We start from the raw sequence: 16,564 nt of genomic DNA on the forward strand, positions 1-16,564 counted from the left end.
ATGCAATTGAATTTGGCAATGGGTGCGGTGGCAAACGGGGACCGCGCGCAGAACGCTTGTGATGCAGTTTGCAATGATGCGGCGGGGAATATATCGAATATGAAGAACGATGCGCTGTTCGAGCGCTTTAGCGCGCGACTGAAGGCGCAGGTCGGTCCTGAAGTCTATGCAAGCTGGTTCGCGCGGCTAAAGCTGCACTCGGTGTCCAAGAGCGTTGTTCGCTTCACCGTTCCGACGACATTTTTGAAGTCCTGGATCAACAACCGCTATATCGATCTGATAACCACTCTGGTGCAGGCGGAAGACGCCAATGTCCTGAAGGTCGAGATCCTGGTGCGTTCGGCCAGCCGTCCGGCTCGCGCCGTTGCGACCGATGACAGAGCTCAGCCGGTCCAGGATGCCACGCCTTCCGCCCAGCGTGCCAAGCCCTTCATCCCACCGCAGATGACCAGCGCTGCAAGCCATCCGGGTTCGTCTGCACCCAGCATGGCACCGCGCTCTTCTGGCTCCGGTCCGCTCTTTGGCTCCCCGCTCGACACGCGCTTTACCTTCGACACCTTCGTGGAAGGATCGTCCAACCGCGTTGCGCTTGCTGCCGCAAAGACGATTGCAGAAGCTGGTGCGGGTGCGGTACGCTTCAATCCGCTCTTCATTCATGCCGGCGTCGGCCTTGGAAAGACCCATCTTCTCCAGGCGATCGCGAATGCCGCAGTCGATAGCCCGCGCAATCCGCGCGTCGTTTATCTGACAGCAGAATATTTCATGTGGCGCTTTGCCACCGCCATTCGCGACAATGATGCGCTGACGCTGAAAGACACGCTGCGCAACATCGATCTTCTCATCATTGACGACATGCAGTTCCTGCAGGGCAAGATGATCCAGCACGAATTCTGCCATCTGCTCAACATGCTGCTCGATAGCGCCAAGCAGGTCGTGGTTGCCGCAGACCGCGCGCCATGGGAACTGGAATCGCTCGATCCACGCGTTCGTTCGCGCCTTCAGGGCGGTATGGCGATCGAGATCGAAGGTCCCGATTACGACATGCGCTACGAGATGCTGAAGCAGCGTATCGCAACGGCACGCCAGGAAGATCCAAGCTTCGACATCGGCGAAGACATCGTCTCCCACGTGGCCCGCAGCGTCACCGCCAGCGGCCGTGAACTGGAAGGTGCCTTCAACCAGTTGATCTTCCGCCGTTCGTTTGAGCCCAACCTGTCGGTCGAGCGCGTGGACGAACTGCTCGCCCATCTGGTTGGCGCTGGTGAAGCCAAGCGCGTGCGCATCGAAGATATTCAGCGGATTGTTGCCCGCCACTATAATGTCTCGCGCCAGGAGCTGGTCTCCAATCGCCGGACACGCGTCATCGTCAAGCCGCGTCAAGTGGCCATGTATCTCGCCAAGATGCTGACCCCGCGCTCCTTCCCGGAGATCGGTCGCCGTTTCGGCGGACGCGACCACACGACGGTGCTTCATGCGGTTCGCAAGATCGAGGAATTGATCTCGGGCGACAGCAAGCTTGGCCATGAGGTCGAGCTTCTGAAGCGACTGATCAACGAAAACAATGCCTGATAAGAATGGCGCGGCGGGAAACCCTGACCGCGCCTTTTCATCGCATGACTTGAGCCGGGGACGTTTGCCGCAATAGAGACAGGCCTCCCGATCATCACAGCATCGCCGTCGAAAAAAGCCCGCCTGTCGTTTCCGACGGCGGGCTTTTCCAGTTTCTGAACTCAAGCATGGTCCACGCAAAAGTGGGCAGCGGTTTTGCGATCACGACATGCGATCAAACAAAGAGCGAAAGCGTGGGAAGCGAACCGGAAAGATCGCGCCACGCTTTGCGCTGTGACGCTGCTTACTTCGTGCCGTACATGCGGTCGCCCGCATCACCGAGACCGGGGACGATATAGCCCTTCTCGTTCAGCTTGCGATCAATCGCCGCGGTATAGATCGGCACATCGGGGTGGGCTTCGCGGAAGTTCTTGATGCCTTCCGGTGCTGCGAGCAGGCAGAGGAAGCGCATGTTTTTCGCGCCGCGCTCTTTGAGTTTTTCAACGGCAGCAATTGAGGAGTTGCCGGTTGCGAGCATGGGATCGACGACGATGATCAGGCGCGCATCCAGGCTTTCCGGTGCCTTGAAGTAATATTCGACGGCTTCCAGCGTATCGTGATCGCGGTAGACACCGATATGCGAGACACGCGCTGAAGGTACGAGCTCCAGCATGCCTTCGAGAAGGCCATTGCCCGCGCGCAGGATCGAGGCGAATACCAGCTTCTTGCCTTCCAGCACCGGTGCCTCGATCGTTTCCATGGGCGTCTCGATGGTCTCCATCGTGAGGTCGAGATCGCGCGTCACTTCATAGCAGAGCAGTGTGGAAATCTCGCGCAACAACCGCCTGAAGCCGGCCGTGGAAGTTTCTTTCTTGCGCATGAAGGTAAGCTTGTGCTGCACAAGCGGGTGATCGATGACTGTTACGCCGTCCATGGAAACTGGCCTTTCCTTTTGCTTTTATCTTTGTTCTCTTCGACCAAATGCGGGCATTTCGCAAGACCGGAAGTGAGAGGTTTCCCGCGCCGGCAGCCTTTGGTCAGGCCGCGACACCGGTCGAAGCATCGAGGCGTGCGAGAAGGCTGCTCCGCGTCTCCTCATCGACGAAGGCAGCCTCAAGCGCCGTTCGCGTCAATGCATTGATCTCTGCATCCGAAAAGCCGAAAGCGTGGCGGGCAATCTCATATTCCTGCGCCAGCGAGGTGGCGAAGAACGGTGGATCGTCTGAGCTTATGCAGACGCGAACGCCAGCATCGCGAAGTCGCTTCAAGGGATGGCTTGCAAAATCCGGATAGACGCTGAGCGCGATATTGGAGCCCGGGCAAACCTCAAGCACGGTACCGAGTTCCACCAGACGCTCGACGAGTGCCGCATCCTCGATGGCGCGAACCCCATGGCCGATCCGCTGCGGCTTGACCAGATCAAGTGCGTCGGCAACGCTGAAGGCACCGCAGACTTCGCCGGCATGGATGGTGAGGCCAAGTCCGGCATCTCGGGCGATGTCAAAGGCACGGGCATAATCGGCCACTCGCCCCATGCGTTCTTCACCCGCCATATTGAAGCCGGTGATCAGAGGATGACGAACACGCGCGGCGTATTCGGCCGCGGCGATGACACTGTCCGGGCCGAAATGGCGCTCACCGGTAACGATGATGCGGGCCTCTATTCCGGTTTTCTCCTTGGCCCAACGCATGCCTTCGGCAATGCCGGAGAGATAGGCATCCGCACCAAGGCCGATACGATCGCCGTGATCGGGAGAGATGATCAACTCGCTGTAGATGGTGTTTTCGCCCGCAAGCTCGAGGAGATAGGCCTCCGCGAGAGCGGCGTAGTCTTCTTCCGTCTTGAAAACCTGCGCCACGTCGTCATAGCAGCGGATGAACTCGGCAAAATCATTCCAGACATAGGCGCCGTCACGCAGGAAGGCGCTGGTGTCGACATTGTATTTGCGCGCCTGTTCCAGCACGAGTGCGGGAGGAGCCGCACCTTCCAGATGACAATGGATTTCAGCTTTCAATAATTGATGGGTCACATAAAACTCCTGCCGTGCCGTCCGGACGGTATGCTGAGGTGAGCGGCGATGCTCTCGCCGATATCCGCATAGCTTGAGCGGATACCAATATTTCTTTCGCGAAAACCGGGACCGAAAGCCATGATCGGCACGCGTTCGCGCGTGTGATCCGTCCCGCGCCAGGTCGGATCGCAGCCATGATCGGCCGTCAGGATTGTGACGTCGCCCGGCTGCATCTTGCGATGAATTTCCGGCAGACGCTGATCGAACGCCTCCAGCGCGGCCGCATAGCCTGCAACATCGCGACGGTGGCCGTAATTCATGTCGAAATCGACGAAGTTGGTGAAGACGAGATCGCCGTTCAGAGCCTCATCCATGGCTTCCAGCGTCGCGTCCATCAAGGCGTCGTTACCATTGGCCTTGATCACCCGCGATACGCCCTGATGCGCATAGATATCGCCGATCTTGCCGATTGCCAAAACCTTGCGGTCCCGCTCGACAAGGCGGTCAAGAAGCGTCGGCTCCGGCGGCAAAACCGAAAAGTCGCGCCGATTGCCCGTTCGAGCAAATGTCGCCGCACTCTCCCCGATGAAAGGGCGTGCGATGACGCGGCCGATATTCAGCGGATCGAGGATCTTGCGGACGATCTCGCACAGCGCAATCAGCCGCTCCAGCCCGAAATGCATCTCGTGCGCCGCAATCTGGAAGACCGAGTCCGACGACGTGTAGCAGATCGGCTTGCCCGTACGAATATGCTCTTCGCCAAGACGGGCGATGATGTCCGTACCGGACGCATGACAATTTCCAAGGATGCCCGGGAGGTTGCCCTTCTCGCAGATCGCATCGACAAGCTCAGGCGAGAAAGCATCGCCCTCGGTCGGGAAGTAACCCCACTCGAAGCGCACGGGTGTTCCAGCAATTTCCCAATGGCCGGACGGCGTATCCTTGCCTTTCGAGACTTCGTTGGCACAGCCATGCAGACCGAAAATGTGTTCGGGGGGCGGCATGCCAGCCGGGCGGGTTCCGCTGGCAAGCGCCGCGATCTCCAAAAGGCCAAGCGCCGACATGTTGGGAAGTTTCAATGGTCCGGATCTCAGGCCTGCTCTGTCCGCCGCACCTGCGGCACAGAACTCGGCGATGTGGCCGAGCGTGTTGGAGCCTAGGTCTCCGTAATGTTCGGCATCAGGCGCACCGCCCACACCAAAGGAATCGAGAACGAGCAGAAACGCGCGTGCCATGCTTCACCATGAAAGACGCGACATGATTGTCGCTATGTAACGGCGATATATAGAGCACCGCAGAGCAAAAGGTGAAACGCTTTATTGGGGCCGACCGCCCGCCTTATCGTCCTCGTCTCGCTTCGGCGCATTGAGGTTGCGTGTGACGTACCAGCCAGCGGCGACCGTCATCGCGGCCAGCACGTACCAGGTGATGGCATAGGAGAGATGGTTGTTTGGAAAGACAAGCATGGTCTTGCCACCGATTGGCAGGCCACCTGGATTGGGTGTCTCGTCGGCGTCCACATAGAAGGGCGCCACGGTGCCGAGCGATTTGGCGTCAGCAATCTGGGCTATGTTACGGGAGTACCACCGATTGTTCTGCGGATCGTTTGTGCGCAGGAAGAGACCGCCGGTTTCGGGCGCCCTCATGAGACCCACGATTTCCACTCTGGTCGGCAACTCGCCTTCCAGACGCGTCGATGGGTCGCGCTTGTCGCTCGGCACGAAGCCGCGATTGACGATCACCAAAGATCCATCATCGCGCTGGAGCGGCGTCAACACCCAATAGCCGGGGCCGAGGTCGGAGACGGTGTAAACCTGCACCTCATCCTGATGACGGAAGATCCCCGCCACACGTACCCGACGATACTCGTAATCTGCAGGATTGGTCAGCGATGCCCATTGCGAGGGCGCCGGCGCGTCCACAGGCGCGGCATGGGCCCGCTCCTCGACCTGCTGAATGAGGTCGAGCTTCCAGGACAGCCTTTTTACCTGCCATGTGCCAAGCGCCAGCAACAGGCCGGTGAGAATGACGGTCATCATGATGACGACGACGGCTGCGGGGCGTATGCCTTTTCTGGCGGTGGTCTGCATTGGGGTGTTCCTTGAGAGCATCATGCTCAAACACATAACCCCATGAATTCGCTCTCCGATTCATGGGGTTATGTGTCTTCTCGGAGGGAAGGTCCGCGCCGCTTTCGGCGCGAACCTGATCGATGAACCGGTATGTCAGGGCAGATTCTTCATCTGCTCCATGGTCATGGTCGGCATCATGTTCTTGTTCATGTTGTACATGACCCAGAGCGAACCGACGAGCGCGATCATGACGACGACCAGCGTGAAGAGCAGCGACATGAAGGTCCAGCCGCCCTGCGACTTGGTGTTCATGTGCAGGAAGTAGATCATATGGACGAAGACCTGGATGACCCCGAAGACCATGATCAGGATCACGGTGGCCGTGCGGTTCTCCAGAACATCGCCCATCACCAGCCAGAAAGGAATGGCGGTAAGGATGACCGACAGGATGAAGCCGATCATGTAGCTCTTGAAGGAGCCGTGATCTTCGCCGCTCTCATGGTGATGGTCGTCCCCATGATGGGCATGGCCATGCGCGTGGTCGTGTGTATGCGTGTTCGAACTCATCACAGAACTCCAACCAGATAGACGAAGGAAAAGACGCCGATCCAGATGACGTCGAGGAAGTGCCAGAACATCGAGAGGCACGTCAGACGGCGCATGTTATCGGCGTGCAGACCGAACTTCTTCACCTGAACCATCAGCGTCACGAGCCAGATCACGCCGAATGTGACGTGGAGACCGTGGGTACCGACGAGTGCGAAGAAGGCGGAGAGGAAAGCGGAACGGTGCGGGCCGGCACCTTCTTCGATGAGGTGATGGAACTCGTAGAGTTCGAGACCGAGGAAGCAGAGGCCGAAGACGCCGGTGATAGCGAGCCAGAGAAGGGTCGAATTGACCTTCTTCTTCTGTGCCTCCAGCATGGCAAAGCCGTAGGTGATGGACGACAGAAGAAGGAAACCGGTGTTGATCGCGACGAGCTTCAGATCGAAGAGATCAGCGCCCGACGGTCCGGCCGCATAGTTGCGGCCGACAACGGCATAGGTTGCGAAGAGCGTTGCGAAGATCAGGCAGTCGCTCATCAGATAGAGCCAGAAACCGAGCGCTGTGCCGTTTTCCGTGTGATGGTCTTCCTTCAGATAGAAGACCGGCTTTTCCGCGCTGTCGGCGGTCTGTGCGGGTGCTTGAGACATGAGTTACGCCTGCGTTGCCAGCAGCTTGGTGCGCGCTGCTTCGACTTCAGCTACATCCTTTGCCGGGATGTAGTAGTCGCGATTGTAGTTGAAGGTGTGAGCAATCGAGACCACGATGATCGCGAGCATGCTTGCTGCCGCAAGCCACCAGATGTGCCACACCAGGCCGAAACCGAGGGCGACGCTGATGGCGCTGAGGATAACGCCCGTGCCGGTGTTCTTCGGCATGTGGATCGGGATGAAGCCGTCCACGGGACGCTCGGCGCCACGCTTCTTCATGTCCGCCCAGGCATCGACATCATGCACGACCGGCGTGAAGGCGAAGTTATAGGCAGGCGGCGGAGAAGAGGTGGACCACTCCAGCGTGCGACCATCGAAGGGGTCGCCGGTGACGTCGCGCAATTGCTCGCGCTTCAGGAAGCCGAAGACGATCGACAGCAGGAAGGAGGCGATGCCCACTGCAATGATGGCAGCGCCGAGGGCCGCAATCACGAACCAGATCTGCAGGGACGTATCTTCGAACTGGCTGAGACGACGCGTCACACCCATCAGGCCGAGAACGTAGAGCGGCATGAAGGCGACATAGAAGCCAACAAACCAGCACCAGAAGGACATCTTGCCCCAGAACGGATCGAGACGGAAACCGAAGGCCTTGGGAAACCAGTAGACGATACCGGCCAGAACACCGAAGACCACGCCGCCGATGATCGTGTTGTGGAAGTGGGCGATCAGGAACAGCGAGTTGTGCAGCACGAAGTCTGCCGGAGGAACGGCAAGCAGAACGCCGGTCATGCCACCGATGACGAAGGTGATCATGAAGCCGATCGCCCACAGCATCGGGACATCGAACTTGATGCGGCCCTTATACATGGTGAAGAGCCAGTTGAAAATCTTCGCGCCCGTCGGGATCGAGATGATCATCGTCGTGATGCCGAAGAAGGCGTTGACGCTCGCACCGGAACCCATGGTGAAGAAGTGGTGCAGCCACACGACATAGGCCAGGATGGTGATGACGGCTGTTGCGTAAACCATCGAGGTGTAGCCGAAGAGGCGCTTCTGGGAGAAGGTCGAAACGATTTCCGAGAAGATGCCGAAAGCAGGCAGCACCAGGATGTACACTTCCGGGTGACCCCAGATCCAGATGAGGTTCACATACATCATCGGATTGCCACCAAGGTCATTGGTGAAGAAGTTCATCCCGAGGTAGCGGTCAAGCGTCAGAAGGGCGAGCGTGCCGGTCAGGATCGGGAAGGATGCCACGATCAGGATGTTAGAACACAGCGACGTCCAGACGAAGATCGGCAGGCGCATCATGGTCATGCCGGGTGCACGCATCTTGATGATGGTGACGATCAGGTTGATACCCGACAAGGTCGTTCCGACACCTGCGACCTGCAGACCCCAGATGTAGTAATCCACGCCCACATTCGGACTTCCCTCGATACCCGACAGCGGCGGATAGGCCAGCCAGCCGGTCTGGGCGTACTCGCCGATGAAGAGCGAGATCATGGTGATCACGGCGCCGGCGGTCGTCATCCAGAAGGAGAAGTTGTTGAGGAAGGGGAAGGACACGTCGCGTGCGCCGATCTGCAGCGGCACGACATAGTTCATCAGACCGGTGATCATCGGCATGGCCATGAAGAAGATCATGATGACGCCGTGCGCGGTGAAGATCTGGTCGTAGTGATGCGGTGGCAGGTAGCCTTCCGAACCGCCAGAGGCGATGGCCTGCTGGGTACGCATCAAGACGGCGTCGGCAAAGCCGCGCAGAAGCATGACGAGTGCCAGAACGATATACATGATACCGATCTTCTTGTGGTCGATCGACGTAAACCATTCTTTCCAGAGATAACCCCAGAGCCGGAAATAGGTGACGAGACCGAGCACGGCGATGCCCCCGATGGCCACCCCGATAAAGGTGACGATGAGAATCGGCTCGTGGTACGGGATGGAGTCCAGCGTCAGCTTCCCGAACAGGAAGGACGTTTGATCGGTGGTGGCGGCGACCATTTTAGCCTCTTGCTTCAAGTCTTAAGGGCGGCGCGGATACGCGCCGCAGATCATCAGTTTCAATTTCAGCCGGCGTTGCCGGGCGCCTTCGCAGCTTCCGCCTTGACCTGCGGCAGAGCGGCAGGCTCGAAGGTCTGGCCTTCGATAGCAGCAGGCATGGACTGCGGGCCGGTGGCGACACCATAGGGTGCGAGCGGCGTGCAGACGACGGAATTCAGCGCCTTGGCGATATCGATGCCCTCCTTGCCGCCGCCGCCATTGGCGTCGACATGCATCATGTCGCGCATGCAGAGCTTGTTCGGCTCGACGCAGCGATTGAGGATGGCGTCATAAAGCTGAGGATCGACATTGGCGAAGTATTCCACCGGATTGCGTTCGCTCGGCTTGGCCAGTTCCAGGTATTCCATGCGACCGAACGGCTTGCCGCCTTCCTTCACCTTGGCAACCCACTGATCGAAGCCTTGCTGGCTCACGCCATGGAACTTGAAGCGCATCCAGGAGAAGCCTGGGCCGGAGAAGTTCGATGAAAAGCCGTCATAGACACCTTCGCGGTTGATGACGGCGTGAAGCTTGGTCTGCATGCCACCCATGGCATAGATCTGACCGGCAAGGGCTGGCACGAAGAAGGAGTTCATGGCCGTCGTGCCGGTGATCTTGAAGTTGATCGGAACATCGACAGGAGCGGCAAATTCATTGACGCTGCCGATGCCGAGTTCCGGATAGAAGAACAGCCACTTCCAATCCATGGCGACCACTTCGACCGTCAATGGTTTGGTTTCCGGCGTCACTTCGCGCGCTTCGTCGATCCGGTCGAGCGGGCGATAGGGATCGAGACGATGGGTGGCGATCCAGGTGACGGTGCCGAGCATCAGGATGATGGCGACCGGGGCTGACCAGATGACCATTTCCAGACGGGTGGAGTGATGCCACTCGGGATCGTAATCGGTCGCCTTGGCGGCCGCGCGATACTTCCAGGCGAAGAAGATTGTCAGCGCGAGGACCGGAACGATGATCAACAGCATGAGAACCGTCGAGGTGATGATCAGATCGGCCTGCTGGCGGGCAACGTCACCCGAGGGGTTCATGACGACGAGGTTGCAGCCGCTGAGCAGCAGCAACGACGACAGGCCCGCAAGGGCCGTGGTAAGTTTCTTGATCGTGCGCACGTTCTTCAACTCGATTATTCGGTATGGACCGGGATTAGTTGCCAAATGTCATTTAATAAATGTGTAATTTTGTCGCGGTGCAGCGGCCTTTTGCGCCGCAGCAATGACAGCTGGGCGAAGCAATCGTTCTCTACCCAGCAGTTACTCCAAACAGAGCCCCATCGGCAAGCAATTTCAGGCAATTCCGTTTGACGGGTGCAGTGCGGTGTGTGACAATCCGTCGCATGTAACGCAACGGATGAGGAGCCGCCTGCGTTACGCCATGGTTCGCAATACGCTGGAGGGATTATTATGAGCTATACCGATACGGCCTCAACTTTTCCGGGCTCTGATGCCCCGTCACGCCAGGCTCCCGTTGCCGTCGATCCCGACCGCATTACGATGGCCGTGATTCTGGCGAGAATGACCGAATTTTTCGACTTTTTCGTTTATGCGATCGCGTCCGTCCTGGTGTTCCCTTACGTGTTCTTTTCGTTTGCGGAGCCGCTGACTGCGACCCTCTATTCCTTCGCCGTGTTCTCGCTCGCTTTCATTGCGCGACCGATCGGTTCTCTCATCTTCCTGCAGATCGACCGCAAGTTCGGCCGTGCGGTCAAGTTGACCGCCGCCCTCTTCACCCTGTGTGGGTCGACGATGGCGATCAGCTTCCTGCCTTCCTATAGCGATGTCGGTGTCCTGGCGCCGGTGCTGCTTGCCGTCTTCCGTATCGGCCAGGGTCTGGGTCTCGGGGGCGCGTGGGATGGTCTGGTTTCGCTTCTCGCCATGAACGCGCCCGAAAAGCAGCGCGGCTGGTATGCGATGATGCCGCAGATCGGCGCCGCCATGGGCTTTGGTCTTGCAAGCGCCTTCTTCATCATCTTCGTCACCCAGCTGTCGAACCCCGAGTTTCTGGCCTGGGGCTGGCGCTTCCCGTTCTTCGTGGCTCTGGCGCTGAACGTTCTGGCGCTCTTTGCCCGCCTGCGCATGATCGTAACGCCGGAATTCCAGGCGATGCTGGCACAGCATGAACTCGAGCCGAAGCCGGTTTTCGAGATGCTGCGGAGCCAGTCGCGCGTCGTCATCACCGGCGCCTTTGTTCCACTGGCAAGCTTTGCGCTGTTCCACCTCGTCACCGTCTTCCCGATCAGCTGGGTGGTTCTGCACACGCAGCAGCGTCTTTCAGACTTTCTCTTCGTTCAGTTCATCAGCGCCATTATCGGCGGTGGGATGATCGTCGTGTCCGGTGCCCTTGCCGACCGCATCGGACGTCGCAAACTCCTGGTGATTGCCGCGTCGTTGATCGGCGTCTTCAGCTTCATCGCACCGATCCTGATGGGCTCTGGTGATATCGGTCGCTATCTGTTCGTGTTGATCGGCTTCTCGCTGCTTGGCCTTTCTTTCGGTCAAGCGGGTGGCGCGCTGGCGTCGCGCTTCAGCCGAGAGTATCGCTATACCGGCGCGTCTTTGACTTCGGACATCGCCTGGCTGATCGGCGCGGGCTTCGCACCGCTCGTGGTGCTTGGCTTCTCCTCCGAGTTTGGCCTCTTCGCCGTTTGCCTCTACCTGCTGTCTGGCGCAGTCTGCACCATCGTGGCGCTGTTCTTCAGCCGCAAGCTCGATATGCCCGCCTGACACCGTCATGTGACCAAAATAAAAGCTGCGAAACGTCCGTGTTTCGCAGCTTTTTCATGTCTTAAGCTGGTCCAGAGATTTCTGCGCGTAACATGGTTAAGCGGCGTCGCGTTCTCTTCTTCACAAGTCCGTTCGCCTTTGCGCAACGGGCTTCAGCAGTCTCCGCACACAATCGGCTCGCCCTCGCGCTTGGCGAAGTAGTAATCCTTGGCAATCGTAATGGTCGAGTTTTCCGAAACCAGCGTCGGCATGAACATCAGCAGGTTGTGCGGCACCGACAGTTCTGAATGGATCACGAAGTTGCTGATGGAGAGCAGGTTTGCCGGCACGTCGACTGGTGTACCGACCGAATACGGACGGCCACCGGCCTGATCCCATGACCACGCCACCGTCGCCTTTTGGTTCGCGTCGACCTGTATGCCGGTAATTCTGAGCTTCAATCCATCGGTGCCGTAGGGAACGAAGATCGCCGCGGCGACATCCTTCATCGTCGCAAGATAGTCTTTGTTGATCTTCGTCTGGGTGGAGACGATATCGGAGATCATTCCCGCGGCACGCGTGGCGCGCTTATAGACGCTGAAGCCCATCGTCAGTTCGAACGATGTGAGATAGAGCGAGACCAGCAGCGGAAAGATGATGGCAAACTCGATTGCGCCTGCACCTTCCCGGTGTTTGGCAAAGCGTAGAAAGATGCCCCCGGTCTTTGCCTGCGATGGCCTGGATTTGACCTTCATCTTTTCCGCTCGCTAGTAGTTCTCGTTGCGATATGCATCGGTCGCAACGATGAGGAAATGGGAGGGCATCGAACCGTCGGCAGGGCGGACCTTCGTCAGATAGGGACGAATGAGATCGACAATTACCGGCCACCGATAATAGACGCGCAGCATATTGATTGAGCCCGGCCCTCCCGGTTTAAAGCCGAAGACCGAGGTGTTCAGATCGTAGTAATCGCCGGTCTTTATCAGCGGCAGGGTTTTGGGGATATCTGCGAAGGTATTGAACTGGCGTAGGTCAATATAGAGCTTGGGAGTCGCTTTGCTTTCTTTATCATCACACGTCACCATGATCGACACTTCGCTACAGAACTGTTTGCGGAAATCTTCCGCGGTCACCGTGTTGGTGATCTGTCCAGTGCGCAATTTGCGCGCCATGGTGTCGGTGGCGTTAACGAAAAGCTGCTCACCTGTCATCGCGATAAACGTTTCCAGGATCGCGAAAATGATCATGAAATAGGGTATGGCAAGGATGGCGAATTCGATCGCGGCGGAGCCGTCGCGCGAGCGGAGTAACTTGCCAGGTAATGCTTTCTGAAACATTGGCCTTCGCATGGGGCTTTTCTATCTCTGGCGGAAACTGATCTTGCGGGAATGGTCTCGCACTAGGATCATTATGAGGGCTTTCTTTATATTTCCTTTTCGGAAAGCCTCGCATTTGCCGCATGTCCTGTTTTTCGACATGCGCAGCACCGTGGACGCACTTTTGCGCGGCTCAGAAGGCAGACAGCCACCTCACCGAGCAGACACAAAAAAGCCCGACACTGCCGGGCTTTCTAACGTAACCATATCACGCACAGAGACTTAATCGGCGTCGGCTCTGCGAAGCTCATCCAGTGTCGGGACCGAGGTGATGTTGTAGCCGCAATCCACATAATGGCATTCGCCAGTCACACCGCGGGAGAGGTTCGACAGAAGATAGAGTGCAGAGCCACCAATATCATCAATATCGGCCGTGCGGCGCAGCGGTGCGTTCTTCGCGTTCCAGGCAAAGATCGCACGGGCATCAGAAATACCGGCGCCTGCAAGCGTGCGGACCGGGCCTGCCGAGATGGCGTTGACGCGGATGCCCTTCGGACCGTAATCGGCAGCCAGATAGCGGACAGAGGCTTCGAGAGCAGCCTTCGCCACACCCATGACATTGTAGTTCGGGATCACGCGCTGGGAGCCATTATAGGTCAGCGTCAGCATCGAGCCGCCGTCCGTCATCAGGCTTGCAGCCCGCTTGGCGATCTCGGTGAAGGAGAAGCAGGAGATGACCATGGTACGGCTGAAGTTTTCGCGCGTGGTGTCGGCATAAAGGCCCTTCAGCTCGTTCTTGTCGGAAAAGCCGATGGCGTGAACGACGAAGTCGATCGAACCCCAGCGCTGACGCAGGGTCTCAAAAAGCGCGTCGACGGATGCAATATCTTCGACATCGCAGGGCACGATGAAATCGGAGCCGACTTCAGCCGCGAGCGGCTTGACGCGTCTTCCAAGGGCTTCGCCCTGATAGGTAAAAGCCAGTTCCGCGCCCTGCGCGGCCAGCGCCTTGGAGATGCCCCAAGCGATCGAGTGATTGTTGGCGACGCCCATGATGAGGCCGCGTTTACCCTGCATGATGCCGTTCATGGGCAATTATCCGTTATAGCGCTGGAAGACGAGCGTGGCGTTGGTACCGCCGAAGCCGAATGAGTTGGAGAGCACGGTGTCGATCTTGGCATCATCGATGCGTTTGCGAACGATCGGAACGCCGTCGAATTCCGGATCGAGCGTTTCGATGTGGGCGCTCTCGCCGATGAAGCGTTCCTGCATCATCAACAGACCGTAGATCGATTCCTGAACGCCGGCAGCACCGAGCGAGTGACCCGTAAGCGACTTGGTCGACTGGATGTGCGGGATCTTGTCGCCGAAGACTTCGCGGATCGCGCCGATTTCCTTGCTGTCGCCGACAGGCGTGGAGGTGCCGTGGGTGTTGACGTAATCGACATCGCCCTTCACGGTCGCAAGCGCCTGACGCATGCAGCGGATGGCGCCTTCGCCCGACGGTGCGACCATGTCGTAACCATCCGAGGTCGCGCCATAGCCGACGATTTCGGCATAGATCTTCGCGCCGCGGGCCTTGGCATGCTCCAGCTCTTCCAGAACCAGAACGCCTGCACCGCCGGCAATCACGAAACCATCGCGGTTGACGTCATAGGCGCGCGAGGCGACCGAAGGCGTGTCGTTATACTTGGAGGACATGGCGCCCATGGCGTCGAAAAGGTTCGACATGGACCAGTCAAGATCTTCATGGCCGCCGGCAAATATCACATCCTGCTTGCCCCACTGGATCATTTCAGCCGCATTGCCGATGCAGTGCGCAGACGTCGAGCAGGCGGACGAGATGGAGTAGTTGACGCCGTGGATCTTGAACCATGTGGCAAGGGTCGCAGATGCCGTGGAGGACATGGCCTTCGGCACGGCAAACGGGCCGATGCGCTTCGGGCTGTTGTTCTTCAGCGTGATGTCGGATGCTTCGACGATGGTGCGGGTAGACGGACCGCCCGAGCCCATGATGATGCCGGTGCGCTCATTGCCGCTGATATCGCTCTCTTCCAGGCCGGAATCGGCGATTGCCTGCTTCATCGCCACATGGTTCCACGCTCCACCCTGGGAGAGGAAGCGCATGGCGCGACGGTCGACCAGATCGGTCGGATCAAGCGATGGCTTGCCCCAGACCTGGCATTTGAAGCCGTGTTCGGCAAAGTCTGGCGAGAACGAAATGCCGGACTTGGCGTCTCTCAAGGAAGCCGTGACTTCGCCCGCGTCGCTGCCGATCGATGAAACGATACCGAGGCCGGTGACTACTACTCTTCTCATGAAGGTGACCTTTTCTTAGAGCTTGCCGCAGATGGCGCGCGTGGCGCCCGTCTTGTTTAAAGACGTCAGGCGGTCTTTTCCTTAGACAGACCAACGCGAAGGTCCGTCGCTTGATAGATGGTTTCGCCATCGGCCTTCAGCCAGCCATCGGCGGTGCCGAGCACGAGCCGGCCACGCATCACGCGCTTGAAATCGATGCCATACTGCAAAAGCTTGGTTTCAGGACGAACCATGCCCTTGAATTTTACTTCGCCGGTGGAAAGCGCCATGCCACGGCCCGGTTCACCCAGCCAGCCGAGGAAGAAGCCCGTCAACTGCCACATGCCGTCAAGGCCGAGGCAGCCCGGCATGATCGGATTGCCCTGGAAATGGCACGGGAAATACCAGTCATCTGGCTTCACATCATATTCGGCACGGATGAAGCCCTTGTCGAACTCACCGCCGGTCTCGGAAATTTCAGTGATACGATGAACCATCAGCATTGGAGGCAGAGGAAGCTGTGCATTGCCGGGACCGAACAGTTCGCCGCGGCCACATGCCAGGATTTCCTCATAATTATAGCTGGATTGCCTCGTTGCCATTGCTTCCGTTTCCCATCTCATCGTGTTTATAGACTTCTGTAAAGCAAGTTAGGCTCAAAATGAAGCGCCACAAGGGCCGCATACACATTGGAGCAGACCAACTTGCCAGAGGCCTGTTCTCAATATGGCGCCCGCATACAGGAAGCGTAAGGACGGAACCAGAGGAAAATTGCAAAAACGGCCCTTTCGCCGGCAATAGGCGAGGCGTCTCCGCCGGAAACTATTGAAAGCCCTGCCCTTAAAAGATATATGCATCGTCAAGACGCACTTTATAACCGTTCTCAGGAACCCTGACCGATGGCATTTGACGCCACCCTGGACATTGGAACACGGCTACGCCGCTTCGGCCTGCGCCCGACACGCCAGCGCATTGCGCTTGGCGATCTTCTGTTCGCGAAGGGCGACCGCCACCTGACGGTAGAAGAACTGCATGACGAGGCGGTGACGGCCGGCGTGCCCGTTTCGCTCGCAACGGTCTACAATACTCTGCATCAATTCACCGAGGCTGGCCTGATCCGCGTGCTGGCCGTTGAGGGTGCGAAGACCTATTTCGACACCAATGTCTCCGATCACCATCACTTTTTCGTTGAAGGTGAGAACGAGGTTCTCGATATTCCAGTCAACAACCTGCAGATCGGCAATCTTCCCGAACCGCCGGCAGGCATGGAAATCGCCCATGTGGATGTCGTCATCCGTCTGCGGCGCAAAGAGCGCTGACACCGCATTGGTTTATCAAAAGGCACCGGAAGGTGCCTTT

The 16,564-nt window shown here is 58.2% G+C and carries 16 protein-coding genes; 3 read left to right on the forward strand and 13 right to left on the reverse strand.

The features are described from left to right. Nucleotides 1–1,569, forward strand: a complete 1,569-nt coding sequence (gene dnaA / locus AC07U5_RS00005) for a chromosomal replication initiator protein DnaA (RefSeq protein WP_113226881.1) — start codon at nt 1–3, stop codon at nt 1,567–1,569. Between the two features lie 283 nt (nt 1,570–1,852). Here the strand turns inward: dnaA and upp are convergent, their stop codons facing one another. From upp to cyoA, 8 genes are all read right to left on the reverse strand, one after another. Then, a complete protein-coding gene (gene upp / locus AC07U5_RS00010; RefSeq protein WP_062427135.1) occupies nt 1,853–2,482 on the reverse strand; it encodes a uracil phosphoribosyltransferase in 630 nt (209 codons plus the stop codon). 103 nt (nt 2,483–2,585) lie between these two features. Then, complete coding sequence (locus tag AC07U5_RS00015; protein WP_494721973.1) at nt 2,586–3,578, reverse strand: adenosine deaminase; 993 nt, start codon at nt 3,576–3,578, stop codon at nt 2,586–2,588. Then, a complete protein-coding gene (locus tag AC07U5_RS00020; RefSeq protein WP_494721974.1) occupies nt 3,575–4,795 on the reverse strand; it encodes a phosphopentomutase in 1,221 nt (406 codons plus the stop codon). Before AC07U5_RS00020 ends, AC07U5_RS00015 begins: the two co-directional genes overlap by 4 nt. Nucleotides 4,796–4,876: 81 nt before the next feature. Beyond that, a complete protein-coding gene (locus AC07U5_RS00025) occupies nt 4,877–5,650 on the reverse strand; it encodes an SURF1 family protein (protein WP_494721975.1) in 774 nt (257 codons plus the stop codon). Between the two features lie 135 nt (nt 5,651–5,785). Next, nucleotides 5,786–6,199, reverse strand: a complete 414-nt coding sequence (gene cyoD, locus AC07U5_RS00030; RefSeq protein WP_062427138.1) for a cytochrome o ubiquinol oxidase subunit IV — start codon at nt 6,197–6,199, stop codon at nt 5,786–5,788. Further along, nucleotides 6,199–6,825, reverse strand: coding sequence for a cytochrome o ubiquinol oxidase subunit III (cyoC, locus tag AC07U5_RS00035; protein ID WP_062427139.1), 627 nt, complete (start codon nt 6,823–6,825; stop codon nt 6,199–6,201). The genes cyoD and cyoC overlap by 1 nt, the downstream gene beginning before the upstream one ends. Before the next feature lie 3 nt (nt 6,826–6,828). After that, nucleotides 6,829–8,835: a cytochrome o ubiquinol oxidase subunit I gene (gene cyoB / locus AC07U5_RS00040; RefSeq protein WP_062427140.1), complete on the reverse strand. Its 2,007-nt coding sequence runs from the start codon at nt 8,833–8,835 to the stop codon at nt 6,829–6,831. Between the two features lie 65 nt (nt 8,836–8,900). Continuing rightward, a complete protein-coding gene (gene cyoA, locus AC07U5_RS00045) occupies nt 8,901–10,001 on the reverse strand; it encodes a ubiquinol oxidase subunit II (RefSeq protein ID WP_236760277.1) in 1,101 nt (366 codons plus the stop codon). Nucleotides 10,002–10,292: 291 nt separating this feature from the next. Between cyoA and AC07U5_RS00050 the strand changes: the two genes are divergently transcribed. Continuing rightward, nucleotides 10,293–11,612: an MFS transporter gene (locus tag AC07U5_RS00050; protein WP_443267132.1), complete on the forward strand. Its 1,320-nt coding sequence runs from the start codon at nt 10,293–10,295 to the stop codon at nt 11,610–11,612. Nucleotides 11,613–11,764: 152 nt separating this feature from the next. Here AC07U5_RS00050 and AC07U5_RS00055 read toward each other — a convergent pair whose 3' ends face one another. From AC07U5_RS00055 to fabA, 5 genes are all read right to left on the reverse strand, one after another. After that, entirely contained in the window at nt 11,765–12,346 is a 582-nt protein-coding gene (locus tag AC07U5_RS00055) for a TadE/TadG family type IV pilus assembly protein (protein ID WP_333629790.1), read from the reverse strand. 12 nt (nt 12,347–12,358) lie between these two features. After that, nucleotides 12,359–12,928, reverse strand: a complete 570-nt coding sequence (locus AC07U5_RS00060; protein WP_494721976.1) for a TadE/TadG family type IV pilus assembly protein — start codon at nt 12,926–12,928, stop codon at nt 12,359–12,361. A gap of 261 nt (nt 12,929–13,189) precedes the next feature. Continuing rightward, a complete protein-coding gene (gene fabI / locus AC07U5_RS00065; RefSeq protein WP_062427145.1) occupies nt 13,190–13,996 on the reverse strand; it encodes an enoyl-ACP reductase FabI in 807 nt (268 codons plus the stop codon). A 6-nt stretch (nt 13,997–14,002) separates the two neighbouring features. After that, nucleotides 14,003–15,226, reverse strand: a complete 1,224-nt coding sequence (fabB, locus tag AC07U5_RS00070) for a beta-ketoacyl-ACP synthase I (RefSeq protein WP_494721977.1) — start codon at nt 15,224–15,226, stop codon at nt 14,003–14,005. Between the two features lie 65 nt (nt 15,227–15,291). Next, a complete protein-coding gene (gene fabA / locus AC07U5_RS00075) occupies nt 15,292–15,807 on the reverse strand; it encodes a 3-hydroxyacyl-[acyl-carrier-protein] dehydratase FabA (RefSeq protein ID WP_062427147.1) in 516 nt (171 codons plus the stop codon). Nucleotides 15,808–16,104: 297 nt separating this feature from the next. Here fabA and irrA point away from each other — a divergent pair, with 297 nt between their 5' ends. Further along, on the forward strand, nt 16,105–16,524 hold the full coding sequence (gene irrA / locus AC07U5_RS00080) for an iron response transcriptional regulator IrrA (RefSeq protein WP_062427148.1): 420 nt from the start codon (nt 16,105–16,107) through the stop codon (nt 16,522–16,524). The last annotated feature ends 40 nt before the right edge of the window (nt 16,525–16,564 follow it).

It is taken from the genome of Agrobacterium sp. GW821-FHT02D03, assembly GCF_059421725.1.

What these genes read in the sequence shown, in the direction of transcription:
- dnaA (WP_113226881.1), top strand. Translation starts at nt 1, where the DNA reads ATGCAATTGAATTTGGCAATGGGTGCGGTGGCAAACGGGGACCGCGCG.
- upp (WP_062427135.1), bottom strand. Translation starts at nt 2,482, where the DNA reads ATGGACGGCGTAACAGTCATCGATCACCCGCTTGTGCAGCACAAGCTT.
- AC07U5_RS00020 (WP_494721974.1), bottom strand. Translation starts at nt 4,795, where the DNA reads ATGGCACGCGCGTTTCTGCTCGTTCTCGATTCCTTTGGTGTGGGCGGT.
- AC07U5_RS00025 (WP_494721975.1), bottom strand. Translation starts at nt 5,650, where the DNA reads ATGCAGACCACCGCCAGAAAAGGCATACGCCCCGCAGCCGTCGTCGTC.
- cyoD (WP_062427138.1), bottom strand. Translation starts at nt 6,199, where the DNA reads ATGAGTTCGAACACGCATACACACGACCACGCGCATGGCCATGCCCAT.
- cyoC (WP_062427139.1), bottom strand. Translation starts at nt 6,825, where the DNA reads ATGTCTCAAGCACCCGCACAGACCGCCGACAGCGCGGAAAAGCCGGTC.
- cyoB (WP_062427140.1), bottom strand. Translation starts at nt 8,835, where the DNA reads ATGGTCGCCGCCACCACCGATCAAACGTCCTTCCTGTTCGGGAAGCTG.
- AC07U5_RS00050 (WP_443267132.1), top strand. Translation starts at nt 10,293, where the DNA reads ATGAGCTATACCGATACGGCCTCAACTTTTCCGGGCTCTGATGCCCCG.
- AC07U5_RS00055 (WP_333629790.1), bottom strand. Translation starts at nt 12,346, where the DNA reads ATGAAGGTCAAATCCAGGCCATCGCAGGCAAAGACCGGGGGCATCTTT.
- AC07U5_RS00060 (WP_494721976.1), bottom strand. Translation starts at nt 12,928, where the DNA reads ATGTTTCAGAAAGCATTACCTGGCAAGTTACTCCGCTCGCGCGACGGC.
- fabI (WP_062427145.1), bottom strand. Translation starts at nt 13,996, where the DNA reads ATGAACGGCATCATGCAGGGTAAACGCGGCCTCATCATGGGCGTCGCC.
- fabB (WP_494721977.1), bottom strand. Translation starts at nt 15,226, where the DNA reads ATGAGAAGAGTAGTAGTCACCGGCCTCGGTATCGTTTCATCGATCGGC.
- fabA (WP_062427147.1), bottom strand. Translation starts at nt 15,807, where the DNA reads ATGGCAACGAGGCAATCCAGCTATAATTATGAGGAAATCCTGGCATGT.
- irrA (WP_062427148.1), top strand. Translation starts at nt 16,105, where the DNA reads ATGGCATTTGACGCCACCCTGGACATTGGAACACGGCTACGCCGCTTC.